This window comes from Mesorhizobium hawassense (assembly GCF_003289945.1).
GTDB lineage: Bacteria > Pseudomonadota > Alphaproteobacteria > Rhizobiales > Rhizobiaceae > Mesorhizobium > Mesorhizobium hawassense.
Map to the genome: position 1 here is coordinate 1 of NZ_QMBP01000009.1, position 21,583 is coordinate 21,583.

The following is a 21,583-nucleotide window of genomic DNA, read 5'->3' on the forward strand; positions in this document are numbered from 1 at the left end:
GCCCGGCATGACGGTGGGCCGCGACGAGCGGTCGGCCATGCCTTTGCTGCCTTCGGCCTTGTAGCGCTCGACCCAACGCGCCACGATCTTGGCCGACACACCATACGTTCGCGCCGCATGGGCTTTGGAAAAACCGCCTTCTATCACCGCCAGCGCCATCTCCTCTCGACGCAGCGGCGTGAGACGGGCATTCTTGTGGATGTTCATTCGGATCCTCCGACGAGCGCTGAAGCCTGGTAACTCCAGTCTCCTCGGTCCGGTCCGAATGGACAACCTCCTGAAAGCTCACACCTAGGCCTGTTCGCGATCGCGCCTGCCACCTGCGTCCGGTTCGAGCTGAGAATTGCCGGAGGGTTGGTGATCATCACACCGGCGCTCTTTGGTTTCATAACAAGACGATGCCGAAAAAGTTGGGGTCTGGCACTCACGTCGCCAGAGCGCGGGATCGAAATCGCGGCACGCATCTCGCTTCATTACAGAATGGTTAGAAGTCATGGCCGAACGTTTCAATCGTTCGTGCGACCGAAGTCCGTAGCGGGTGCGCCGCAGGGAGGTCGGCTCAGGGCCTTGGGTCCACCTTGCGGTAGCACGCCGAAGGGGATCATCTTTTCAAACAGAGGGGGCAACAAGAGTTGCTGCGCGGGGGCGCGGAATGTTTCGGGTTTTGCGTAAGTTCTGGCACGATCAGCGAGGCGTAGCCCTGATCCTGCTTAGCATCATGTTGCCGGCCATCATTGGCTTTTCCGCGCTTACCATCGACATGAGCCGGGTTACCAATCTGCATAACGACATGCAGAAGGCTGCCGATGCGTTGGCCCTCGCTGCAGCGGCCGAATTGAACGGCAGGTCGGATGCCTGGACCCGTGCCCAGAATGCCCTGGCAAATCTGGTTTCGAACGACACCACCTTCTCGGATGCCGGCATCGTCCCCATTCCCGGCAGCGGGGCAACGACAGTAGACGCGACCTACACGGCTTGCCGATCGATGGGCCAGATTTCGTGGTGTTTCCTTTCCAGCATCCCTGCCAACGACTCCGACATGATTACGTCTGCCAACTACGCGGCCTCTGCCGCGGTCACACGGTTCATCATGGTGGAGACCCATCCGGAGACCTTCTCGACCATCTTTCCAGCTTCGTTCCTCTCGGGGAACACCGCCGACGACCGCATCCAGTTCGGCGCTGTCTCGGTAGCTGGTTTCACCTCCGGGGTCTGCAATTACACTCCCGTCTTTATGTGCAACCCCTATGAGATGGTGAACGGCACCAACAGTGCAGGTGGTGCGACCCTTGAACAAGCGGTGTCTGATCCGGCCGTCCATCGCCGGTTGATCGAGCTCCGCCTAGTGGGAAACAATGCCGCATACGGACCTGGCAATTTCGGCTTTCTGGCGCCACCTGACAGCGTAGGCAATGGCGCCCAGGGCCTGGCACAGACAATCGCAACATCGAGGCCGCTAGGCTGCTACTCGGCGCAGGGCGTCAGCACCAAGACCGGCCAGAACAACGGCCCTGTTCAGGACGCGTTCAATGTCCGCTTTGGCATCAACGCCAACGGCAATGCCTTCAACAGCGCCGAGTATGGCCCGGCCGCGAATGTGCGCAAGGGAGCGTCCACCGGCGGAAACGGGAACGGCAATGGCAACAGCAACCAGTGCCCAAATTACAATCAGCTGACGTTCAACGCGGCGGGCTACATGGGCCTGCCTCGGGACGGCACGACACCGTATATGAGCGGACGCATGGGGGACGGAAACTGGAACCTGTCGGGCTATTGGAGCACCAATTTCCAGTCCACGAGCTACCCGTCCGCGTGGGACACGACGAAACCGACGCGCTACCAAGTCTACAAATATGAAATCGCCAACAACCTTGTCGGGCACGCGTCGACCGGAGGCGAACTCGGCACGCCGCCAAATTCGTGCCAGCCGCCCGTGACTTCCGTCGATCGCAGATTGCTGTACGGCGCCATCCTGAATTGCAACGCGCTGCAGGCCGCCGGAAACAACCTTAACGGCAACAGCACCAACCTTCCTGTCGAGGCCTTCGCCAGCTTCTTCATGACGGAACCTGTTCCAGGCGCCAATGCAGGTGGATCCGTTTTCGTCGAACTCGTCGACATCACGGGTCGCGGCGGCTCTGGGACGCTGGATAATTTCCTGCGTGATGAGGCCCAACTCTATCGCTAGCGATTGCAGGGGTAGCGTGCTTGCTGGCCGTTCAACTATAGCCCGGCTTGCGATGCCTGTCGGGACAGACACAGGGTTCGCAAGCCGGGCTTTGCGCTGAAGGTATTGGTTGCATTGAGTATCTCTGAAAGGACCGCAACCGTACCGGGTGGCTCTCATGCAAGCTATACGAGAATTAGTAAACGCTTGAATTCTTTCTCAATGAGAGGCATCTTTTGTGGCATGGAGAGGCCGCCGCACGCTGGAGGCGGTTGGAGGGTTGTATCATGGAATCGTGCTTTGATCCCGGCGGAATGATCTGCATTCCGTCAGTCTTCCTGGCTCTCACATTTGCATTCCTGGCCATGACGCCGTTGGCCGCTGCGCGATTGCTCGTGCTCAGGGTGCGCGCGCATTCTGGGCACTCAAGCGGCGAAGCGCCCTTCGGCGGAATTGTGTCGCTGGCTACCGCGCAGCCCGCCTGAGAGAAGGTTGGGTGCGAAACTCAACATTGGCGCCGATCAGGCTAACCGATGGCGCATTGGCCTTCGGCGCAAAAAACTCCGTCGACAATGGTTCAACCGAGCCAAGATCGTGGCGGGCGTCGCATTGATAATTGGCCTGCTGGCCTTGCAATTGGGCCCCGCTCTCCTGGATTGCGATGCAAGATACACGTCCCTACCTCGCTTCTATCACGTCCCCGGTCAGTCGCTGATGCATTTGTTGGTGGGAGGAAGGCACTGGTTCTGCTGAGATCGCCAAGAATCCTGTTCGGGCTTGCTGTGGCACTGGCCCTGGCGGCTTTTGCCTGGGAGAAGCACTCAGCCCCGCAGGTCCCGCCGCTGCCGTCCGGCTCTATAAACCGGTCCTGCGAGCCTGTGCTGAAGTGCGCGCAGATGCTCTCCTGCGAAGATGCCACATGGCACCTTCACAACTGCCCATGGGGCAAGACCTTGGACGGGGACGGCAACGGCCTTGCTTGTGAAACGATTTGTCGGATTCAATCTTGATCCAACCTGCCGACATCGTCGGGCGCGGCACGGCAGCGTGCCACCGAGGCGAAAGAGCTTGCTAGATCCCTTCGTTCGCCGGCGAAGGCTTGTATATTAGCATCTGCTTGTACTCTTCTCCTGCGAGGCGCATAATATCGCGCGGGTGCAAAGAGCTTTGAGGGAGGTTCCAATGCGACCGATCCTTCTGGTGGTCGTTGCCGTCGCCGCGTTCTTTGTCTGGGACGGATTGGCCAACAAGAGCGCCTATAGAATTACGGCAGTGACAAATCTTGAGCAGCTCAAGGAGTTCCCGGGCATGGTCAAGGTGTCTTGGAACAACTAGGGTTGCGCTGGCCAGTTGAGGACTTCGAGAAAGCCACAGTCGGCACAGCAAAGGCAGCATGACCTGCGGGTATGTGGCCCTTGATGACGTGCACTTCTGAGGCGCGATCCGTCAGCAGTCGCCATCAGACGTCTGCCCGCGCAGCCAACCCAGCACATCGATGTCCCGGAGACGATCCTGGGTGGAAACTGCATACCATCCGCGACAGGCGTCAAGGATGTGCTCGTATGGCTGTACAAGATTCCCTGACGCGAGCGCCTCCTCGGCCAAAGTCAGGCTCCCCAGCGCCACGCCCTGGCCGAGTTCGGCGGCCGCGAGCGCCAGATCGCTGTCGCTGAAATTGCTTCTGCGCTTCTTCGGACGGATAGAGATCGGGATCGGAACGCAGTTTCCCGTCGAGCAGCACTGCCACCTGCCGAAAGCGCTCGATCAGAAGGCTTTGAAGATATGGTCGAAAGCCTGGGACCGCGCCAAGGGCTTGGAATGACCGCAAGTGAGCGCATTTGCGACGAGGCCGCGGTCCAGGCCACAGCCTCGCCTGGCGCACCTTCCTTGGGGCGGAAACCCACCGTTAACGTCGTTGGCGGACGGCGGGATGCCGGCCTCGGCGCGAAAGTGTAAGATTCTACCGGCTCCCAGACGTGGAGACGAGCATGAACTTCCTTCGAACAGCGCTGTTGTGCGCGGCAATCATCAACTTGGCGGGGCTGCAGCCCGTCCGCGCCGAGGATCAGCCTGCCCAGCCGAACGGTGACGCGGCGCAACAGCAGCCGGCCATTCACTGCGAGGGGCAGAATTGCCTGCCACCGAAGGACGACCCCGCCCTGGAGTGCAAGGGGCAGGATTGCACGCCGGCTCCGGCGACGGACCAGCCGGCCGGCCCGGTGATTGAAAAGGTCAAGTGAGCGAGCTTGACGGCGCCTTCCATCAGGAAACGGCGCCGAAAACCACCGTTTGCAGCAGCCCGCCGCTCGGCCGGTTCTCCAGCCGGATCGTTCCGCCATAGCGCTCGATGATTTCCTTGGCGATGGCGAGGCCGAGACCGGCGCCCGCAATGAATTGCGTGCGCGCCGGATCGACCCGGAAGAACGGCTCGAACGCCTTGTTCAGCAGATCCGCCGGAATGCCGGGGCCGCGATCGGCGATGGTGAGGACCGCTTGGCCGCCTTGCGCGGCCAGCGAAACGATGCAGCCCCTGCCGTGCGTCGCCGCGTTGACGATCAGGTTGCGCAGCGCGCGCCGCAGCCCAAGCGCGCCGGCCCGGACCGAAACCCTGTCCAGATGCTCGATCGACACCGCGTGGCCGAGCGACGTCATCTCGACCTCGATATCGCGGACCAGCCTGTCCAGCTCCAGCGGCTCGACCGCATCCTGGTTCACCTCCTCGCGCACCAGACGTATGGCGCTGTCGGCGATGCGATCGAGCTCGTCGAGATCGTTGAGCCATTTCTCGCGATCCTCGTCGAGGAATTCCGCTCGGAGCCGCATCCTGGTCATCGGCGTTCTGAGATCGTGGCCGGCGGCCGCGACCAGCCGCATGCGGCTCTCCATCGCCATCTTCAGTCTTGCCGACAGCTCGTTGAGCGCATGAGCGGTGGCCCTCACCTCGGCCGAGCCTTTTTCCGGCACCGTTGCCAGCATCCCGTCCGATCCGATCTTGCCAACGGCGCTTTCCAGCATTTCCAGCGGCCGCACCAGAACGCCGGTGAAATAGATCGAGACCGGCGTGGCGCCGAGCACGATCAGCGCCATCCAACCCGCCAGCCCGTACCAGACATCGCGCGGCGGACCGAAATCCGGCACGTCGACAATCATCCAGCGATGGTCCGGCAGCGCGACCGAAGCGACCATTCCCGGCCGGTCGGCATTGCGACTGACGACAGCCGAAACGTCGAGGCCGTTGTGATGCAGGATCTCGTTCAGCACCCTTGTGTGCTTGCGGTCCTCGAAGCCATCGGCCGGGCGATCCCTTACGATGACGGGCGCATCGCCGGCATTCGGCACGTGCCCCGGAACCAGCTGCACCATGTACTCGATCTGATGGGCAAGCGGGCCCATGACCAGTTCGGGCGACGGCCCGCCGAGCACCTTGACGGCTACGAAGGTGGCGAGGCCGACCACGCCCAGGATCGAAACGACGAGAAGGATGATCAGTCGCCGGCGCAGCGAAGTCATGGTTCGACATCCGTCGTCGGGACGCGGTGCTCCGTCGTCTCGACGCGCGCGGTGAGCTGATAGCCGCCATTGCGCACGGTCTTGAACAGGGAACCCTCGCCGGCCTCGGCGAACTTCCGCCGCAGCCGGCTCATCAGCACGTCGACCGAACGCTCAAGCGGATCGCGCTCGCGCCCTTGCGTCAGGTCGAGCAGCTGGTCGCGCGACAAAAGCCGCCCCGGCCGGTCGAGGAAGACCTGAAGCAGGTCGAATTCGGCGCCGGTGAGATCGACCGCCGCACCCTCGACATCCATCACCTTGCGCGTGTCAGGTTCCAGCCGGTAGCCAGCGAAACGATAGACCCGCACCTTGGCCGGCGCCGCCTCTTCCGGCGCCGAGCGCCGCAGCACGGCGCGGATGCGGGCCGTGAGCTCGCGCGGATTGAACGGCTTGCCGAGATAGTCGTCGGCGCCGAGCTCCAGCCCGATGATGCGATCGACATCCTCCTTCAGCGCGGTGAGCAGGATGACCGGAATATGCGGCTTGCGATCGCGCATGCTGCGGCAAATGTCGAGCCCCGAACCGTCGGGCAGCATGACGTCGAGCACGATGAGGTCGAACTGGCCGGAGCCGAGCTTCTGCTCGCATTCGCGCCTGTCCGCTGCCACCGACACGCGGAATCCCTGGCCGTCGAGATAGCGTCCGAGCAGCGTCCTGATCTCGCGGTCGTCGTCGACGACGAGGATGTGGGATTGTGTCTGCATTCTTCGCCCGTTTGCCTTTTCGTTCGTGATTATAGGGAGCGGCGCCGCCAAGCGGCATGGAAAATTGCAACGCAATGTTTCCGGGAAGGTGCCGGAAACATTCGGAAACAAATCTCCTTTTTCGGGAAACCTTCGGCAACGCGCCGAAGCAAAGCGGCAAAAGACGCTTCCTATCCTCCAGCCATCCGAAGCATGAAGGAAAGGATCACATCATGCGAAGCAGACTTTTGGCGCTCGGCTTGTTCTCGGTCGCGGCCATCCATCCGGTGCTGGCGGCGCAGCCCGGCCCCGACGCGCCGGGTGACCAGCCACCGGCAATCGGCCGGCCGGACGATGCGAAACCCGGCCCGATGCCCTGGCATGGTCCGCGCTGGGCGATGCGGCACGGTCCCGAGGATTTTGGTCCTCGCCACATGGGTCCCCCGCCGCCTGAAATGCTCGCTGCCCACCTTTCGTCGCTCGAGACCCGGATCGGCATCCGCTCCGAACAGCTCGACGCCTGGCGTGACTACACCAGCGCCCTGCAAGCGGTGCTGGCGCCGCCGGCGCGACCGGACTTCGGTTTGGGCGGCACAGGCGGTCCGGATCCCGACCGACCTGCGCCAGGTGCTGCCCGCGATCCCTTCGCCTTCCAGGAGAAGCTGGCGGACGAGGTCACCAAACGCGCCGCCTCGGCCGCCAAGCTGAAGGACGCCATCGCCGTGCTGCGCACCACGCTGACGCCGGAGCAGCTCGAAATCCTCGCTTCGGCGGATCGGCCGCACAGACCACCCCCCGGTCCCTGGAGCAATCCGCCGGATGACGCAGCCGGCTCCGGAGGTCCTCGCGGACAGCTCCCGCCGCCCCTACCCCGGGACGGCGAACAACCCTGACCGGCTGCGCCGGCCGGCCCCGCTGACCCACCCGTTCAAGGGCCGGCCGGTTCCTTTTGCGAATTGGCGGCCGCGTGCGCGCGACCGCCATCAAGGATGGAACGCGTTATGATGTGGGAAGCCATGATGATGCTGCGGCTGCTTGCCGTCCTCGGCTCGCCCCTGCCGATCCGCCAAGGGGCCAGCGCCAGGCGGCAGATGCCGTCGCGGCAGGTCCTGACGGGAGCGATCCGGCTGAGCTTCGCCGCTTACCGGCTGTCGCTTCCGATCACGTCTGCAAACCCTGAAAATCACGGCCAGAAAATTGCGTAAAAGGCATCTTCTCCTCGTCGCCATCCTGGTCGCGGCCGGCGTCGCCGCGATGCTGAAGGCCTATGGCCGCGGCGCGCCCCCGGAGGCCGAGAAAGCGGCGCCCGTTCAGGTCACCACGCTCACCGTTTCCGTCGAGAAGGTGCTTTCGCGCCAGATCACATCCTCCGTCAGCGCCACCGGCACCGTCTCCGCCTGGCAGGAAGCGACGATCGGCGCGGAAGAAAGCGGCCTGCGCCTGATCGAGGTGCTGGTGAAGGAGGGCGACCGCGTGACGGCCGGCGATGTCATCGTCCGCCTCGACGACTCGCTTCTCAAAGCCCAGCTTGCCGAGGAGAAGGCGGCCGTCGCCCAGGCGCAGGCGACGCTTGATTCCGCGCTGTCGGCTGCCGCGCGCGCCGACAAGCTGCTGGCCAGCAATGCCGTCAGCGCGGAGACCGCCGAGGAAAAGGCAACGGCCGTCAAAACCGGCAAGGCCGGGGTCGAGCAGGCAGAGGCCGCCGCGGAGCGGTTGCAGGCCGAGCTCGACAGGACGACCATCCGCGCGCCCTTCGACGGCATCGTTTCCAGCAAACCGGCCGTGGCAGGCTCCATCGTGCAGGCCAGCACCGAGCTGATGAAGATCATCCGCGACGGCAGGCTGGAGGTCGGCGTACTCGTCCCTGAAAAGGACCTGGCGGCAATCTCCGTCGGTCAGGCGGCGAACATCGTCGATGCGGCCGGCCGCGCCTTCTCCGGCAGCGTTTCCGCGATCGCCGAGACCGTCAACTCGACCACGCGGCTCGCCACCATCTATGTCGCGGTCGGCGAAGGCTCGGGGCTGAAGCCCGGCATGTTCGCCCGCGTCACGATCGAGACGGCGACGTCCCGGCAGCTCACCGTCGCAGAGACGGCCCTGGTCTGGCATGACGGCAAACCGGCGGTGTTCGTCGTCGGCGACGACGGCAAGGTCAGCGCGCGTGCCGTCGTGACCGGCACGCGCCAGAACGGCCGGGTCGCCATCGAAAGCGGCCTGTCGGAGGGCGCTCCGGTCGTCGTCGCCGGGGCCGGCTTCCTCAACGACGGCAACCTCGTGCGCGTCGCTGCCGGCGAAGCCGCGGCTGCCGATGCCGCAAGCGTGAAGGAGCAGGCGCAATGAACGCCGTCTCCTCCTGGTCGATCCGCAATCCGGTTCCGACCATCGTGCTGTTCCTGTCGCTTGCGATCGCCGGCGCCTGGGGCTTCACGCAGCTGCGCACGAACAACATGCCCGACATCGACCTGCCGACCGTCCCCGTCACGGTGGCGCAGCCGGGCGCGGCGCCGAGCGAAATGGAAGTCCAGGTGGCGCGCGTCATCGAGAACGCGGTCGCGACGCTCGAAGGCGTCGACGACGTCTCGACCTCGCTCAGCGAGGGCTCGTCCGTCACCACTGTCGAATTCACCCTCGGCACCGATCCCGAGACCGCCACCAACGATGTCCGCAACGCGGTCTCCGGCGTGCAGTCCAGCCTGCCGGCCGCCGCGCAGACACCGGTCGTGGCGAAGGTCAATGCCACGGGCAATTCGGTGCTGACCTTCGTCGTCGAGGCGCCGGCCATGTCGCCGGATCAATTGAGCTGGTATATCGACAACGACGTCGCCAAGGTCCTGCTCGGCGTCGACGGCGTCTCCAAGATCACCCGTTCCGGCGGCGTCGACCGCGTTATCCGCGTCGAGCTCGATCCCGACCGCCTGGCAGCGCTCGGCATCAGCGCCGGCGATGTCAGCCAGACGCTTGCCGCGAACAACGTGAACCAGCCCGGCGGCCGCGCCACCATCGGCGGCCAGGAGCAGTCGGTGCGCACTTTGGCCAGCGCCACCACCGTCGAGGCGCTGGCCAATACACGCATCGCGCTCTCCGGCGCCGGCGACGTCAAGCTTTCCGACCTCGGCAGCGTCGTCGACAGCTGGGAAAAGCCGCGCCAGGCCGCCTATCTCGACGGCCGGCAGGTCGTCGCCTTCAATATCTACAGATCGGTCGGCTCGAGCGAGATCGACGTGGTCAAGGCCGCCCGCGCGGCGATCGCCGACATGGGCGCGAAGACCACGACGGCAAAGTTCACCGAAGTCACCTCTTCCTCCGGCTTCGTCCAGGAGAGCTACGACGCCGCGCTCGAAGCCTTGTGGCTCGGCGCCTTGCTCGCCATCGGCGTGGTCTGGCTGTTCCTGCGCGACATCAGGGCGACGCTGGTGTCGGCGGTGGCGATGCCGCTGTCGCTGATCCCGACCTTCGCCGTGATGGCCGCCTTCGACATCTCGCTCAACAACATCACCTTGCTGGCGCTGTCGCTGGTCGTCGGCATCCTCGTCGACGACGCCATCGTCGAGATCGAGAACATCGTGCGCCATATGCGCCAGACCGGCGTCAGCGCCTACCAGGCGGCAATCGAAGCGGCGGACGAGATCGGGCTCGCCGTGGTGGCAACGACCGCGACCATCGTCGCCGTGTTCCTCCCCGTGGCCTTCATGCCTGGCATTCCCGGCAAATTCTTCTTCTCCTTCGCCGTAGCCGTCTGCGTGTCGGTGCTGTTCTCGCTGCTCGTGGCGCGCATGCTCACCCCGCTGATGGGCGCCTATCTGGTGCGCGCCGGCGGCCATGACGAGGACGACCTGCCTGCCTGGGTGCCGACCTATCTCTGGCTGCTGCGCAAGGCGCTCGATTACCGTTGGATCACACTGCTGGCCGGCATTGCCTTCTTCGCCGGCTCGATGCTGCTGGCGACCCGGCTGCCGACCGAATTCATGGCGGCGGCTGACCGCGGCCGCTCGATGATTTCGGTCGAGCTGCAGCCCGGGTCGACCATCGAGCAGACCACGGCGGTGGTGCAGGACATCACCGGACGGCTCGAGAAGGAGCCGGCTGTCGACAGCGTGTTTGCTACGATCGGCACGGCTGCTTCGTCGGGCGGAGGTCCCAACCAAAGCTCGAGCTCGGCCGAAGTTCGCACCGCGACCGTCACGGTCAATCTCAAGCCGCGCGCCGAGCGGAGCATGAGCCAGCAGAAATTCGAGGCCGAGGCCTCGCCCAGGCTCAACGACATACCCGGCGCCCGCATCCAGTTCGGCGCCGACGGCTTCGCCGGCGCCAAGGTGGCGATCACGCTGGTCGGCGACGACGGCACGGCGCTCGAAAAGGCGAGCAACGCGCTGATCGAGCAGATGAAATCGGTGCCGGGCCTCATCAACCCGACCTCGACGGCCGCCACCACCAAGCCCGAGCTGATCGTGCGGCCCGACAGCGCCAAGGCTGCCGAGCTTGGCGTCACGCCGACCGAGACCGCCGCGACGGTGAAGATCGCCACCATCGGCGACACCGACACCAGCCTGGCGAAATACAATCTCGGCGACCGCCAGGTCTCGATCGTCGTCACTCTGCCCGACGGCGCCGTCGACGAGCCGGCGAAGCTTGCCGTCCTGCCGCTGACCGGCAGCAAGGGCACGGTGCCGCTCGGCGCCGTCGCCGACATCGGCTTCAATGCCGGACCGAACAGCATCACGCGTGTCGACCGCAGCCGCAGCGCGACGATAGAGGCCGACCTCTCCGGCCTGACGCTTGGCCAGGCGACCACCGCCATTCGCGCGCTGCCGGTCATGAAGAGCCCACCCCCGGGCGTGCACGAACTGGCGCGCGGCGACGCCCAACGCATGCAGGAGCTGTTCACGGGCTTTGCCACCGCGATCGCCGCCGGCATCATCCTGATGTACCTGACGCTGGTGCTGCTTTTCCGCAGTTTCGTGCAGCCCGTTACCATCCTGGTCGCGCTGCCGCTATCGGTCGGCGGCGCGCTCGGTTTCCTGCTCATCACCGGCAAGGCGCTTGGCATCTCGCCGCTGATCGGCATACTGATGCTGTTGGGCATCGCGGCCAAGAACTCGATCCTCCTCGTCGAGTATGCTCTGGTCGCCGAGAAGGAGCACGGCATGAGCCGCTTCGAGGCACTGCTCGACGCTGCCCGCAAGCGGGCCCGGCCCATCGTCATGACATCGATCGCCATGGGCGCCGGCATGCTGCCGATCGCGCTTGGCATCGGCGCCGACGCGGAGACCCGGGCGCCGATGGCAATCGCCGTGATCGGCGGGCTCATCTCCTCGACCGTGCTCAGCCTCGTCTACGTGCCGGTGGTCTACACCTTCATGGACGACATCCAGGGCGTCCTCGCCCGTCACCTCGGCAAGCTGTTGGTCGAGGCGCCCAGCGCGGCCGGCCCGGCGGGAATTGCAACTCCAGCGAAAGATCCAGCCAATGCATATCCAGCCTAGTCGTTCTCTTTCGCTGGCGAGGCTGTCCCGGCTGTCTGCCTGGGCAGGTGTGCTTTGTGCCGTGCTTCTTCTGACCGCCTGCTCGCAGGACAAGAGCCAGGTCCCGCCCGGCATGGGCGGCGCCGGCAGGCCCGAGGTCGGCGTCGTCACGCTGCATCCGCAGTCGGTCGCGATCACCGCCGAACTGCCTGGACGCACGGCCGCTTCCCTCGTCGCCGAAGTGCGCCCGCAGGTCGACGGCATCGTGCGGCAGCGCCTGTTCCAGGAAGGCGCCGAGGTGGCGGCGGGACAGCCGCTCTACCTCATCGATCCGGCGAGCTATCAGGCCGCCTATGACAGCGCGGTCGCGACGCAGCAGAAAGCGGAAGCAGCAATCCCAACAGCGCAGGCCAAGTTCGACCGCTATTCCGGCCTGCTGAAGCAGAACGTCGTCTCGAAGCAGGACTATGATGATGCCGCAGCGACGCTGGCGCAGGCGCAGGCCGACGTGGCAGCGGCCAAGGCCAGCGTCGAAACCGCGAAGATCAGCCTCGACCGCACCTCGATTACCGCGCCGATCGCAGGCCGCATCGACAAATCCTCGCTGACGCCCGGGGCTCTGGTCACCGCCAATCAGGAAACGCTGCTGACCACGATCCGCTCGCTCGACCCGATCAATGTCGACGTCACGCAGTCGAGCACGAACCTGCTCAACCTGCGCCAGGCGATCAATGAGGGCCGGCTGAAGTTCAGCGGACCCAATGTCAGCGTCAAGCTGAAGCTCGACAACGGCACCATCTATGCGCAGAACGGCAAGCTGGAATTCGCCGGCGCCAATGTCGACCAGTCGACCGGCACTTTCGCGCTCAGAGCCCAGTTTCCCAATCCCGACCGGCTGCTTTTGCCCGGCATGTATGTGCGCGCCATCGTCGAGGAAGGCGTCGCCCAGAACAGTTTTCTGGTGCCGCAGCGCGGCGTCACTCGCGACCCGAAGGGCCAGGCGACGGCCATGGTGGTCAATGCTGAGGGCAAGGTCGAGCAGCGGACGCTGAGCGTGCGCAACAGCGTCGGCAACAACTGGCTGGTCGATTCCGGCGTCAAAGACGGCGACCGCGTCATCGTCGAAGGCTTGCAGCTGGTGCGCGCCGGCGGCGACGCGACAGCGGTCGAGGTGACGATCGACGAGACGACCGGCGAGATCAAGGACCGCGAGCAGAGTTCCGCCTCGGCGGCTCCACCCGGCACCGTGAAACAGCCCGCCTCTGGCGCAACCGGGAACTGAAGCGATGTCGGGTTTCTTCATCAACCGGCCGATCTTCGCCTGGGTGATCGCCATCGTCATCATGCTGGGCGGCCTCTTGGCGCTGCAGTCGCTGCCGATCTCGCAATATCCGCAGATCGCGCCGACCACGGTCAACATCAGCGCCAGCTATCCCGGCGCCGATGCCCAGACCGTCGAGAACTCGGTGACCAAGGTCATCGAACAAGGCATGACCGGCATCGACAATCTCGACTACATGACGGCAACGTCGACCTCGACCGGGCAGGCCTCGATCACGCTGACCTTCACCAGCGCTGCCAATCCCGACACCGCCCAGGTACAGACGCAGAACAAGCTGCAGCTCGTGCAGTCGCAGCTGCCGCAGGTCGTGCAGAGCAACGGCATCACCGTCTCCAAATCCTCGACCGGCTTCCTGATGGTCATCGGCTTCGTCTCCAGCGACGGCAAGATGAACTCGACCGACCTCGCCGATTATGTCGACAGCACCGTCAACGACACGCTGAAGCGTGTCGAAGGCGTCGGCTCGACGCAGCTCTTCGGCTCCGGCTATGCCATGCGCATCTGGCTCGATCCCGACAAATTGGCGCAATACGCGCTGATGCCGAGCGATGTCGCCACCGCGATCGAGGCGCAGAACACGCAGGTTTCGGCCGGTCAGCTCGGCGGGCTTCCGGCGCGCAAGGGCCAGCAGCTCAACGCCACGGTGACGGCCAAGAGCCGGCTGCAGACCGCCGAACAATTCCGCAATATCATCCTGAAGAGCAACACCGACGGCTCGCTGGTGCGGCTGAACGATGTCGCCAAGGTGGAGATCGGCGCCGAGAGCTACACCACGCAAGCCCACTACAACGGCAAGCCGGCAGCCGGCCTCGCCGTCAACCTGGCGACCGGCGCCAACGCCATCAGCACCGCCGAGGCAGTGCGCGCGACGATCAATCGTCTGAGCTCGACCTTTCCGCAGGGCGTCGAGGTCGTCTACCCATATGACACCTCGCCCTTCGTGCGCCTGTCGATCGAGGAAGTGGTCAAGACACTGGCCGAGGCAATCGTGCTGGTGTTCCTGGTGATGTTCCTGTTCCTGCAGAACCTGCGCGCCACCATCATCCCGACGATTGCCGTACCCGTGGTGCTGCTCGGCACGTTCGGCGTGCTCTCCTTCTTCGGCTATTCGATCAACACGCTGACCATGTTCGCGATGGTTCTGGCCATCGGCCTGCTGGTCGACGATGCCATCGTCGTGGTCGAGAATGTCGAGCGCGTGATGCAGGAGGAAGGCCTGCCGCCGAAAGAAGCGACGCGCAAATCGATGAACGAGATCACCGGCGCGCTGATCGGCATCGCCACCGTGCTGTCGGCGGTGTTCGTGCCGATGGCTTTCTTCGGCGGTTCCACCGGCATCATCTACCGGCAATTCTCGGTCACCATCGTCTCGGCGATGGCGCTGTCCGTGCTGGTCGCGCTGGTGCTGACACCGGCGCTCTGCGCCACCATCCTGCGCCCGGCCAAGGACCATGCGATGCAGAAAGGTCCGTTCGGCTGGTTCAACCGCACCTTCGATCGCGGCACGATCGCCTACCGCGACGGTTCGCACGGCATCATCAACCGGTCCTGGCGCTTCCTCGTCGTTTTCCTGGCCATTGTGATCGCCATGGGCTGGATGTTTGCCCGCCTGCCGAGCTCGTTCCTGCCGGAAGAGGATCAGGGCATCCTGATCACCAGCGCCTCGCTGCCCGTCGGCGCGACGCAGGACCGCACCGAGCGCGTGCTGGCTCAGGTGACCAACCATTATCTGAGCGAGGAGAAGGATGCGGTCGAAGGCGTGTTCACCGCTTCCGGCTTCGGCTTCGGCGGCGCCGGACAGAATGTCGGCATCGCCTTCGTGCGGATGAAGGATTTCGACCAGCGCAAATCGCCGGCCCTGGCTGCGCAAGCAGTCGCCGGCCGCGCCATGGGCGCCTTCTCCAAGATCAGGGATGCGCAGGTCTTCGCGCTCGCCCCGCCCGCCATCCAGGGTTTCGGCAACACCAACGGCTTCGATTTCTACCTGCAGGACGTCAACGGCGCCGGCCATGAAGCGCTGATCCAGACGCGCAACCAGCTCCTGGGCCTCGCCGCGAAGAGCAAGCTGCTCGCCAACACGCGTCCCAACGGCCAGGAGGACCAGCCGCAATTCTCGGTCGACATCGACCAGGAGAAGGCGAGCGCGCTGGGCATCAGCCTCGCCGACATCAACAACACGCTCTCCACTGCCTGGGGCAGCGACTACGTCAACGATTTCATCGATCGCGGGCGCGTGAAGCCTGTCTATCTGCAGTCGGACGCGGACTTCCGCATGCAGCCGGAAGACCTCGACAAGTGGCAGGTCCGCAACTCCGGCGGCGCCATGGTGCCGTTCTCGGCCTTCGCCTCCAGCCACTGGACGTACGGATCGCCCCGCCTCGAACGCTATAACGGCTCGGCGGCGGTGGAGATCCAGGGCGCCGCGGCCGCCGGCCAAAGCTCAGGCGCGGCCATGGACGAGATCGACAGGCTGGTCGCGCAACTGCCCGCCGGATATTCGCATGAATGGACCGGGCTTTCGCACCAGGAAAGGCTCTCGGGCAACCAGGCGATGTCGCTCTACGCGATTTCGGCGCTGGTCGTCTTCCTCTGTCTTGCCGCGCTCTACGAGAGCTGGTCGATCCCGTTCGCGGTGATGTTGTCCGTGCCGATCGGCATCTTCGGCGCGCTGGCGGCCGCTACCCTCTTTGGCCAGACCAACGACGTCTATTTCAAGGTCGGGCTGCTGACCACGATCGGTCTTGCCGCCAAGAACGCCATCCTCATCGTCGAGTTCGCAATCGAGCGGCAAGCTGCCGGAATGGGGTTGATCGAAGCGACGCTCGAAGCGGCGCGACAACGCCTGCGGCCGATCCTGATGACGTCGCTGGCCTTCATCCTCGGCGTCACGCCTTTGGCGATCGCCAGCGGCGCGGGCTCCGGCGCGCAGAACTCGGTCGGCATCGGCGTCATGGGCGGCATGATCGCGGCGACCGCGATCGGCGTCTTCTTGGTGCCGCTTTTGTTCGTCACGGTGCGGCGCATCTTCAAGGGCAAGGCGGCCAACGAGAATTCGGGCGGGACCCAAGCCACAGCCACTCAAGAATAGAGGTTTCCCCAAAAATGATAGGTTTTGAACGCGGTCTCGCGGCCGCGAAGGGGCTCTTTTTGCCCGCATTTACCGCCGTCCTGCTGTCGGGATGCGTCGTCGGTCCGGATTACCAGAAGCCGCTGCTGGCGATGCCGGCGAGCTGGAGCGGACAGAAGACGGCCAAACCGGCACAGCCGGCGCAATTGTCGAAATGGTGGCAGCGCCTGCGCGATCCCGAACTGAACGCGCTGGTCGAGGAAGCCGTTGCCGGCAATCTCGACGTTGCCACCGCCAGGGCCAAGATCCGCGAGGCGCGTGCGAGCTATCGCCAGTCGGTGGGGGCACTGCTGCCCTCCGCGGACGGTTCGGCTTCGGCCACCCGCAACAGGGCCGCGGCAACCAGCTCGGACACCTCAGCCAGCGAGACCTATGGCCAGTATCAGGCAGGCTTCGATTCCAGCTGGGAGCTCGACCTCTTCGGCGCCAACCGCAGGGGCGTCGAGGCCGCCAGCTATGGTCTCGACGCTTCGGAGGAAAACCTGCGCTCGACGCTGTTGACCCTGGTCGGCGATGTCGGCTCGAACTATGTCCAGGCGCGCGGCTATCAGAGCCGCATCGCGCTTGCCCGGCGCGCCGCCGCGTCGCAAAGGCAGACGGCCGAACTGACCCGCACGATGGCGCGAGCAGGCACGGCGACGGCGGCCGATGTCGCCAAGGCCATGGGACAGGCGAGCAGTACGGAAGCCACGATACCGTCACTGGAAGCGAGTTATGCCGAAGCCGTGCACCGGCTTTCAGTGCTGACCGGCCGGCCGCCGGCCACCCTTGTCGAGCGGTTGAAACGAGGGACGCCGATCCCGGCGCCCCGTCTGCCGATCCCGACGGGCATTCCGGCCGACATCCTGCTGACGCGCCCGGACGTGCGCATGGCCGAGCGGCAGTATGCGCAGTCCACCGCCAAGATCGGCCAGGCCGAGGCGGCGCGGTACCCCAGCGTCAGCCTGACCGGCGACATCAGCACCACGGCCCTCAAGCTCGGCGATCTCGGCAAGAATTCCACTATCGGCTGGTCGTTCGGGCCGTCGCTCAGCGTGCCGCTGTTCAATGCCGGGCAATTGGAGGCCGCCGTCGACGTCGCCCGCGCCCAGCGCGACCAGTATTTCATCGCCTACAAGGCCTCGGTCCTGACCGCGCTGGAAGATGTCGAGAACGCGATCGTGTCGCTGGCGCAGGAGGGGATCAGGGACGGCAAACTTGCGTCCTCGACGAAATCCTACGCCGACGCCGCGCAACTGGAGCGCACCCTCTACAAGGCCGGCGAGGCAAGTCTCCTCGATGTGCTGGATGCCGAGCGCTCGGCCTATTCGGCCGAGGACTCGCTGCTGCAGAGCCGCGTCTCGATCGCTACCGACTACATAGCCCTCAACAAGGCGCTTGGAGGCGGCTGGAACGGCGCGATCGATACCGCCAGGCCCGAAGTCGTCGATGTCGCCACCGGCCCCCGGCTGGCGACCAAGACGCAATGACGGCGAGCTCCCGATGTCGATTCCGCTGTTGACGGCTCGAACAAATCTCCGTGAGTCATGGCGGGAAGCAATCAGCCACTATATAACAATAACAACGGCTTCGAGGTAACGAGATGTCAGGCGCCTACGATCTGGGAACCAATCTTGTCCGCCGCATCTATGAAAAGCGCATAGATGCGCCGGCCATTCTTGATGCCGGCACGCATTTTCCCAATGCGGTGAAGTTCGCCGCCGCATGGCAGAGCATCCGTGACGAGGCGCTGGCGGCGAAGCTGAACAAGGCGCCGCGGTTCCACGACATCATGCCGGAGCAGGCCGACATCTCGGCCAATGACGGCCTCGACTGGCGCATGTTCGTGCTCAAGGCCTACGACATGACGGTACCGAAAAACCTCGCGCGCATGCCGGTACTGAGCAGGCTGCTCACGGAGTGCCCCGAGGTCAAATCGGCGGCCGTCTCATTCCTCGCCCCGCGCAAGCATATCCCAGCGCACCGCGGCCCCTTCCGCGGCATCATGCGCTTCCATCTTGGCCTGGTCATCCCGAAACAACAGGACGGTCGCCCGGCAACGATCATGATGATCAATCACGAGGAACGGCGCATCGCCGACGGCGAATGCATGCTGTGGGACGATACGTTCGAGCACGAAGTCATGAACAACTCCGATCAGCCGCGCGTCGCCCTTCTCCTCGACGTCTGGCGCCCGAAGATGCCGCTGGACATGGAAATCCTGTCGCGCGTGATCGTGCGCGGAGTGCAGGTGGGAATGCGCTATCGGGGCGTGTCGTTCGGCGGCTGAACCCTAAGCGCGCGCCTCGCGATACGTCCCTGCCCCGCGGCCACGCTTGCCCGGGAACATAGCGTCCCGAGCGAGCAAGCCGCTGACACGGCAGAATGCCGCGAAGGCACGGCAGGCCTCCTCGGCGCTGGCGATATCGACCGTCGCGCCGAAACAGGCATTGAAGGCGGCATCGTAGACCTTGCCTTGCCGGCGTTTGGGCCAATCCTGCAGGAAGTCGAGCGCCTGCTCGACGCTGTAGATTTCCTCGACCGGCAGGCCGGATGCGGGCGTAATGCGCACCGGCACCTCGAATTGCAGTCTGTCCATTCCCTGTCTCCCGAACTGGCGCAACTCCAGCAACGCCGCTCGTTATGAAAAGTTGCTTTTGGCGCCCTTCTGACTCGCAAATGTGACCTCAGTGCGATGAAGAATCGCGTTACCGGTGCGGCGGATGGGCGCCCCGCTTCGGCCGCAAGATAACCATTGTGCGACAGGGCGACGCAGCCTGCATCGCCCTGCCCTATGTCCCTTCATTACTGGTTGGCTGGATCCGTCTCGGCGTCATAGGCCATGCGGGTGACCACCATCAGCAGATAGGCTGACGGCACTGCGAAGAGTGCGCCGAGCACCATCGCCGCCGTTCCTTCCATGCGAAGCGTGGCGGCTACGGCCCAATAGACGGTGCCGAGGCAGATGATCGCCTGGACTGCCAGGAACGCGGCCGCCGCGGCGGCACGCGTGAGTGTCTTGAACGTCTTGATGCGTTGCATTGAATGATATCCGAACTGACGCGTACGCGATCGGCGGACGGCCGCGGCCGTCGCCGGATCGCGACGCGAAGAAAATGCTGTTTGATTTGAGTGCCGCGCTTTGCGGCTGAGCTCTTAAGCGACCGGTGGCGCGCGCGGCTGGTTGGTGCGCGAGCCTATTGCGCTCGCCGATCCGGGCGCGACACCCATCTCGGCCGGCAAAGCCTGGCCGACAATGAGAAAATCTGATGCGTGCGCGAGCGCGCCAGGAATGCCGCTGACGAGCTTCATGGGCAGCAGCCGGCTGGCGCGGACCTCGAGCGCCTGCGCCTTGCCGGTTGTTCTGAGCAGCGCGATCGTGTCGCCCTGACGGGCGGCGCTGATGTTGGAGCCGCCCGGGGTCGCGAAGGCTGACGCCGACATTTCGGCTTGGGCGAAGCTCAGCAGCGCAAGCATCAGCAGCGCCATCAGGCCCGCGCAGGCGGTCCTGACAGACAGCAGCTTCGATCTTTCGCGTTCAGGCGCCGTCAAGGCAATCTCCCGATACCAGCACCCGCCCTAACCCATGGAATGGCCAAAGGAAAGGCGCAATGGCCGCCGCAATCGCACTTCGTCCTTGAACCTTGCGGCTTCCGGTGCCAAATCTGGAGCAGATTTTTCGCTCTCGGCTCTCCTGGAGCCAACGCCGGCAAACGGACAAAAATGGTTACCTATCTCGACGCTTCGACGGCCCCGCTTCGCAATACCGGCCAGATCCGCCTTTATGGCCAGGAAGGCTTCGCGGGCATGCGCAAGGCCTGCGACCTCACCGCGCGCTGCCTCGACGAACTCGTGCCGATGGTGAAACCCGGCGTGACGACCGAAGCGATCGACCGCTTCGTCTTCGAATTCGGCATGGACAATGGCGCGCTGCCGGCGACGCTCAACTATCGCGGCTACACCAAGTCGTCCTGCACCTCGATCAACCATGTCGTCTGCCATGGCATCCCCGACAACAAGCCGCTGAAGGAAGGCGACATCGTCAACATCGACGTCACCTATATCCTCGACGGCTGGCACGGCGATTCTTCGCGCATGTATCCGGTGGGCACCATCAAGCGCGCCGCCGAGCGCCTGCTCGAAGTCACCTATGAGTGCCTGATGCGCGGCATCGCCGCGATCAGGCCAGGCGCGCGCACCGGCGCCATCGGCGCCGCGATCCAGACCTATGCCGAGGCCGAGCGCTGCTCGGTGGTGCGCGATTTCTGCGGCCATGGCGTCGGCCAGCTTTTCCACGACGCGCCGAACATCCTGCACTACGGCACCGCCAATGAAGGCGTCGAGATGCGGCCCGGCATGATTTTCACCGTCGAGCCGATGATCAATCTCGGCCGCCCGCATGTGAAGGTGCTGTCGGACGGCTGGACGGCGGTCACGCGTGACCGCTCGCTATCGGCGCAATACGAGCACACGATCGGCGTCACCGACGCCGGCTGCGAGATCTTCACGCTGTCGCCGAAAAAGCTCGACCGCCCTGGCCTGCCGGCCTAGGTTTCGACCGAAGCCTTTGGGGGATGGCATGGGCAAAGTCGAGGACGAGCGGGCGTTCTTTTCCGAAGGCTGGAGCGAACCGCCTAAGACAACGCGCAAGAAGACCGAGGCGGAAGAAAAGCCGCATTATCACGGCCATCGCGACCGGCTGCGCGAACGTTTTGTCGCCGGCGGCCCGGACGCCCTGCCCGACTACGAACTGCTCGAGCTGTTGCTGTTCCGGCTGATCCCGCGCGTCGACACCAAGCCGATCGCCAAGGCGCTGATTGCCCGCTTCGGTTCGCTGGCCGAAGTGCTGGGCGCGCCGCCATCCCTGCTTGAAGAAATCAAAGGCATCGGGCCGACTGTCGCGACCGACCTCAAGGTCATCGCCGCCACGGCCCAGCGCATGGCGCGCGGCGAGGTGCGCGGCCGCGAAGTGCTGTCCAACTGGACGCAACTGCTCGACTATTGCCGCTCGGCCATGGCCTTCGAGGCCCGCGAACAGTTCCGCATCCTGTTCCTCGATAAGAAGAACGGGCTGATCGCCGATGAAGTGCAGCAGACCGGCACCGTCGACCACACGCCGGTCTATCCGCGCGAGGTGGTGAAGCGCGCGCTCGAGCTCTCGGCCAGCGCCGTCATCCTGGTCCACAATCATCCCACCCGGCCCTTTTCAATCACGCACGATCACGCTTTAGCACATTGATACATATCGCTTTTTCGACTTGTCGTAGAGTCGGA

20 protein-coding genes are annotated in these 21,583 nt (G+C 64.6%); 14 read left to right on the top strand and 6 right to left on the bottom strand.

Annotated elements, in window-relative coordinates:
* The coding region (locus tag DPM33_RS18815; RefSeq protein ID WP_146770280.1) for a leucine zipper domain-containing protein at positions 1 to 207 on the bottom strand (207 nt) is incomplete at its 3' end.
* 445 nt (positions 208 to 652) lie between these two features.
* Between DPM33_RS18815 and DPM33_RS18820 the strand changes: the two genes are divergently transcribed.
* The 4 genes from DPM33_RS18820 to DPM33_RS18840 all read left to right on the top strand — a co-directional run bounded on the left by DPM33_RS18820 (position 653) and on the right by DPM33_RS18840 (position 4,407).
* Complete coding sequence (locus DPM33_RS18820) at positions 653 to 2,188, top strand: TadE/TadG family type IV pilus assembly protein (protein ID WP_112098948.1); 1,536 nt, start codon at positions 653 to 655, stop codon at positions 2,186 to 2,188.
* Between the two features lie 875 nt (positions 2,189 to 3,063).
* The gene (locus DPM33_RS37775) at positions 3,064 to 3,177 is read left to right on the top strand and encodes a hypothetical protein (protein WP_425373545.1); all 114 of its coding nucleotides are present in this window, start codon (positions 3,064 to 3,066) and stop codon (positions 3,175 to 3,177) included.
* A 172-nt stretch (positions 3,178 to 3,349) separates the two neighbouring features.
* Positions 3,350 to 3,502 carry a hypothetical protein gene (locus tag DPM33_RS36300; protein ID WP_167449135.1) on the top strand — a complete coding sequence of 51 codons (153 nt, stop codon included), beginning with the start codon at positions 3,350 to 3,352 and terminating at the stop codon, positions 3,500 to 3,502.
* Between the two features lie 653 nt (positions 3,503 to 4,155).
* On the top strand, positions 4,156 to 4,407 hold the full coding sequence (locus DPM33_RS18840; protein ID WP_112098952.1) for a hypothetical protein: 252 nt from the start codon (positions 4,156 to 4,158) through the stop codon (positions 4,405 to 4,407).
* Positions 4,408 to 4,429: 22 nt separating this feature from the next.
* Here the strand turns inward: DPM33_RS18840 and DPM33_RS18845 are convergent, their stop codons facing one another.
* The gene (locus DPM33_RS18845) at positions 4,430 to 5,677 is read right to left on the bottom strand and encodes an ATP-binding protein (RefSeq protein WP_112098953.1); all 1,248 of its coding nucleotides are present in this window, start codon (positions 5,675 to 5,677) and stop codon (positions 4,430 to 4,432) included.
* Positions 5,674 to 6,420 carry a response regulator gene (locus DPM33_RS18850; protein ID WP_112098954.1) on the bottom strand — a complete coding sequence of 249 codons (747 nt, stop codon included), beginning with the start codon at positions 6,418 to 6,420 and terminating at the stop codon, positions 5,674 to 5,676. Before DPM33_RS18850 ends, DPM33_RS18845 begins: the two co-directional genes overlap by 4 nt.
* A 212-nt stretch (positions 6,421 to 6,632) precedes the next feature.
* On the opposite strand from DPM33_RS18850, the gene DPM33_RS18855 reads away from it, so the two are divergent.
* The 8 genes from DPM33_RS18855 to DPM33_RS18890 all read left to right on the top strand — a co-directional run bounded on the left by DPM33_RS18855 (position 6,633) and on the right by DPM33_RS18890 (position 18,599).
* Positions 6,633 to 7,292 carry a hypothetical protein gene (locus DPM33_RS18855; RefSeq protein ID WP_112099216.1) on the top strand — a complete coding sequence of 220 codons (660 nt, stop codon included), beginning with the start codon at positions 6,633 to 6,635 and terminating at the stop codon, positions 7,290 to 7,292.
* Positions 7,293 to 7,418: 126 nt separating this feature from the next.
* Entirely contained in the window at positions 7,419 to 7,604 is a 186-nt protein-coding gene (locus DPM33_RS18860; protein ID WP_245442236.1) for a hypothetical protein, read from the top strand.
* Positions 7,597 to 8,739, top strand: coding sequence for an efflux RND transporter periplasmic adaptor subunit (locus DPM33_RS18865; RefSeq protein ID WP_112098955.1), 1,143 nt, complete (start codon positions 7,597 to 7,599; stop codon positions 8,737 to 8,739). The genes DPM33_RS18860 and DPM33_RS18865 overlap by 8 nt, the downstream gene beginning before the upstream one ends.
* Positions 8,736 to 11,882 carry an efflux RND transporter permease subunit gene (locus DPM33_RS18870; protein ID WP_245442238.1) on the top strand — a complete coding sequence of 1,049 codons (3,147 nt, stop codon included), beginning with the start codon at positions 8,736 to 8,738 and terminating at the stop codon, positions 11,880 to 11,882. The genes DPM33_RS18865 and DPM33_RS18870 overlap by 4 nt, the downstream gene beginning before the upstream one ends.
* Positions 11,866 to 13,143 carry an efflux RND transporter periplasmic adaptor subunit gene (locus tag DPM33_RS18875; RefSeq protein WP_112098956.1) on the top strand — a complete coding sequence of 426 codons (1,278 nt, stop codon included), beginning with the start codon at positions 11,866 to 11,868 and terminating at the stop codon, positions 13,141 to 13,143. The genes DPM33_RS18870 and DPM33_RS18875 overlap by 17 nt, the downstream gene beginning before the upstream one ends.
* Positions 13,144 to 13,147: 4 nt before the next feature.
* The gene (locus DPM33_RS18880; protein WP_112098957.1) at positions 13,148 to 16,291 is read left to right on the top strand and encodes an efflux RND transporter permease subunit; all 3,144 of its coding nucleotides are present in this window, start codon (positions 13,148 to 13,150) and stop codon (positions 16,289 to 16,291) included.
* A 14-nt stretch (positions 16,292 to 16,305) separates the two neighbouring features.
* A complete protein-coding gene (locus DPM33_RS18885) occupies positions 16,306 to 17,799 on the top strand; it encodes an efflux transporter outer membrane subunit (protein ID WP_112098958.1) in 1,494 nt (497 codons plus the stop codon).
* Positions 17,800 to 18,017: 218 nt separating this feature from the next.
* Positions 18,018 to 18,599, top strand: a complete 582-nt coding sequence (locus tag DPM33_RS18890; protein ID WP_245442239.1) for an aspartyl/asparaginyl beta-hydroxylase domain-containing protein — start codon at positions 18,018 to 18,020, stop codon at positions 18,597 to 18,599.
* 3 nt (positions 18,600 to 18,602) lie between these two features.
* Here DPM33_RS18890 and DPM33_RS18895 read toward each other — a convergent pair whose 3' ends face one another.
* From DPM33_RS18895 to DPM33_RS18905, 3 genes are all read right to left on the bottom strand, one after another.
* The gene (locus DPM33_RS18895) at positions 18,603 to 18,908 is read right to left on the bottom strand and encodes a DUF982 domain-containing protein (RefSeq protein ID WP_112098960.1); all 306 of its coding nucleotides are present in this window, start codon (positions 18,906 to 18,908) and stop codon (positions 18,603 to 18,605) included.
* 206 nt (positions 18,909 to 19,114) lie between these two features.
* Positions 19,115 to 19,351 (bottom strand): hypothetical protein, encoded by a 237-nt coding sequence (locus tag DPM33_RS18900; protein ID WP_112098961.1) that lies wholly within the window; start codon positions 19,349 to 19,351, stop codon positions 19,115 to 19,117.
* Positions 19,352 to 19,465: 114 nt separating this feature from the next.
* A complete protein-coding gene (locus DPM33_RS18905; RefSeq protein ID WP_112098962.1) occupies positions 19,466 to 19,861 on the bottom strand; it encodes a hypothetical protein in 396 nt (131 codons plus the stop codon).
* 171 nt (positions 19,862 to 20,032) lie between these two features.
* On the opposite strand from DPM33_RS18905, the gene map reads away from it, so the two are divergent.
* A complete protein-coding gene (map, locus tag DPM33_RS18910) occupies positions 20,033 to 20,860 on the top strand; it encodes a type I methionyl aminopeptidase (RefSeq protein WP_112098963.1) in 828 nt (275 codons plus the stop codon).
* Between the two features lie 28 nt (positions 20,861 to 20,888).
* Positions 20,889 to 21,548, top strand: a complete 660-nt coding sequence (locus tag DPM33_RS18915; protein ID WP_112098964.1) for a JAB domain-containing protein — start codon at positions 20,889 to 20,891, stop codon at positions 21,546 to 21,548.
* Positions 21,549 to 21,583: the final 35 nt, after the last annotated feature.

Coding starts and splice junctions, on each gene's coding strand:
- DPM33_RS18820 (WP_112098948.1), top strand. CDS start 653: ATGTTTCGGGTTTTGCGTAAGTTCTGGCACGATCAGCGAGGCGTAGCC.
- DPM33_RS37775 (WP_425373545.1), top strand. CDS start 3,064: ATGCTCTCCTGCGAAGATGCCACATGGCACCTTCACAACTGCCCATGG.
- DPM33_RS36300 (WP_167449135.1), top strand. CDS start 3,350: ATGCGACCGATCCTTCTGGTGGTCGTTGCCGTCGCCGCGTTCTTTGTC.
- DPM33_RS18840 (WP_112098952.1), top strand. CDS start 4,156: ATGAACTTCCTTCGAACAGCGCTGTTGTGCGCGGCAATCATCAACTTG.
- DPM33_RS18845 (WP_112098953.1), bottom strand. CDS start 5,677: ATGACTTCGCTGCGCCGGCGACTGATCATCCTTCTCGTCGTTTCGATC.
- DPM33_RS18850 (WP_112098954.1), bottom strand. CDS start 6,420: ATGCAGACACAATCCCACATCCTCGTCGTCGACGACGACCGCGAGATC.
- DPM33_RS18855 (WP_112099216.1), top strand. CDS start 6,633: ATGCGAAGCAGACTTTTGGCGCTCGGCTTGTTCTCGGTCGCGGCCATC.
- DPM33_RS18860 (WP_245442236.1), top strand. CDS start 7,419: ATGATGCTGCGGCTGCTTGCCGTCCTCGGCTCGCCCCTGCCGATCCGC.
- DPM33_RS18870 (WP_245442238.1), top strand. CDS start 8,736: ATGAACGCCGTCTCCTCCTGGTCGATCCGCAATCCGGTTCCGACCATC.
- DPM33_RS18875 (WP_112098956.1), top strand. CDS start 11,866: ATGCATATCCAGCCTAGTCGTTCTCTTTCGCTGGCGAGGCTGTCCCGG.
- DPM33_RS18880 (WP_112098957.1), top strand. CDS start 13,148: ATGTCGGGTTTCTTCATCAACCGGCCGATCTTCGCCTGGGTGATCGCC.
- DPM33_RS18885 (WP_112098958.1), top strand. CDS start 16,306: ATGATAGGTTTTGAACGCGGTCTCGCGGCCGCGAAGGGGCTCTTTTTG.
- DPM33_RS18895 (WP_112098960.1), bottom strand. CDS start 18,908: ATGGACAGACTGCAATTCGAGGTGCCGGTGCGCATTACGCCCGCATCC.
- DPM33_RS18900 (WP_112098961.1), bottom strand. CDS start 19,351: ATGCAACGCATCAAGACGTTCAAGACACTCACGCGTGCCGCCGCGGCG.
- map (WP_112098963.1), top strand. CDS start 20,033: ATGGTTACCTATCTCGACGCTTCGACGGCCCCGCTTCGCAATACCGGC.
- DPM33_RS18915 (WP_112098964.1), top strand. CDS start 20,889: ATGGGCAAAGTCGAGGACGAGCGGGCGTTCTTTTCCGAAGGCTGGAGC.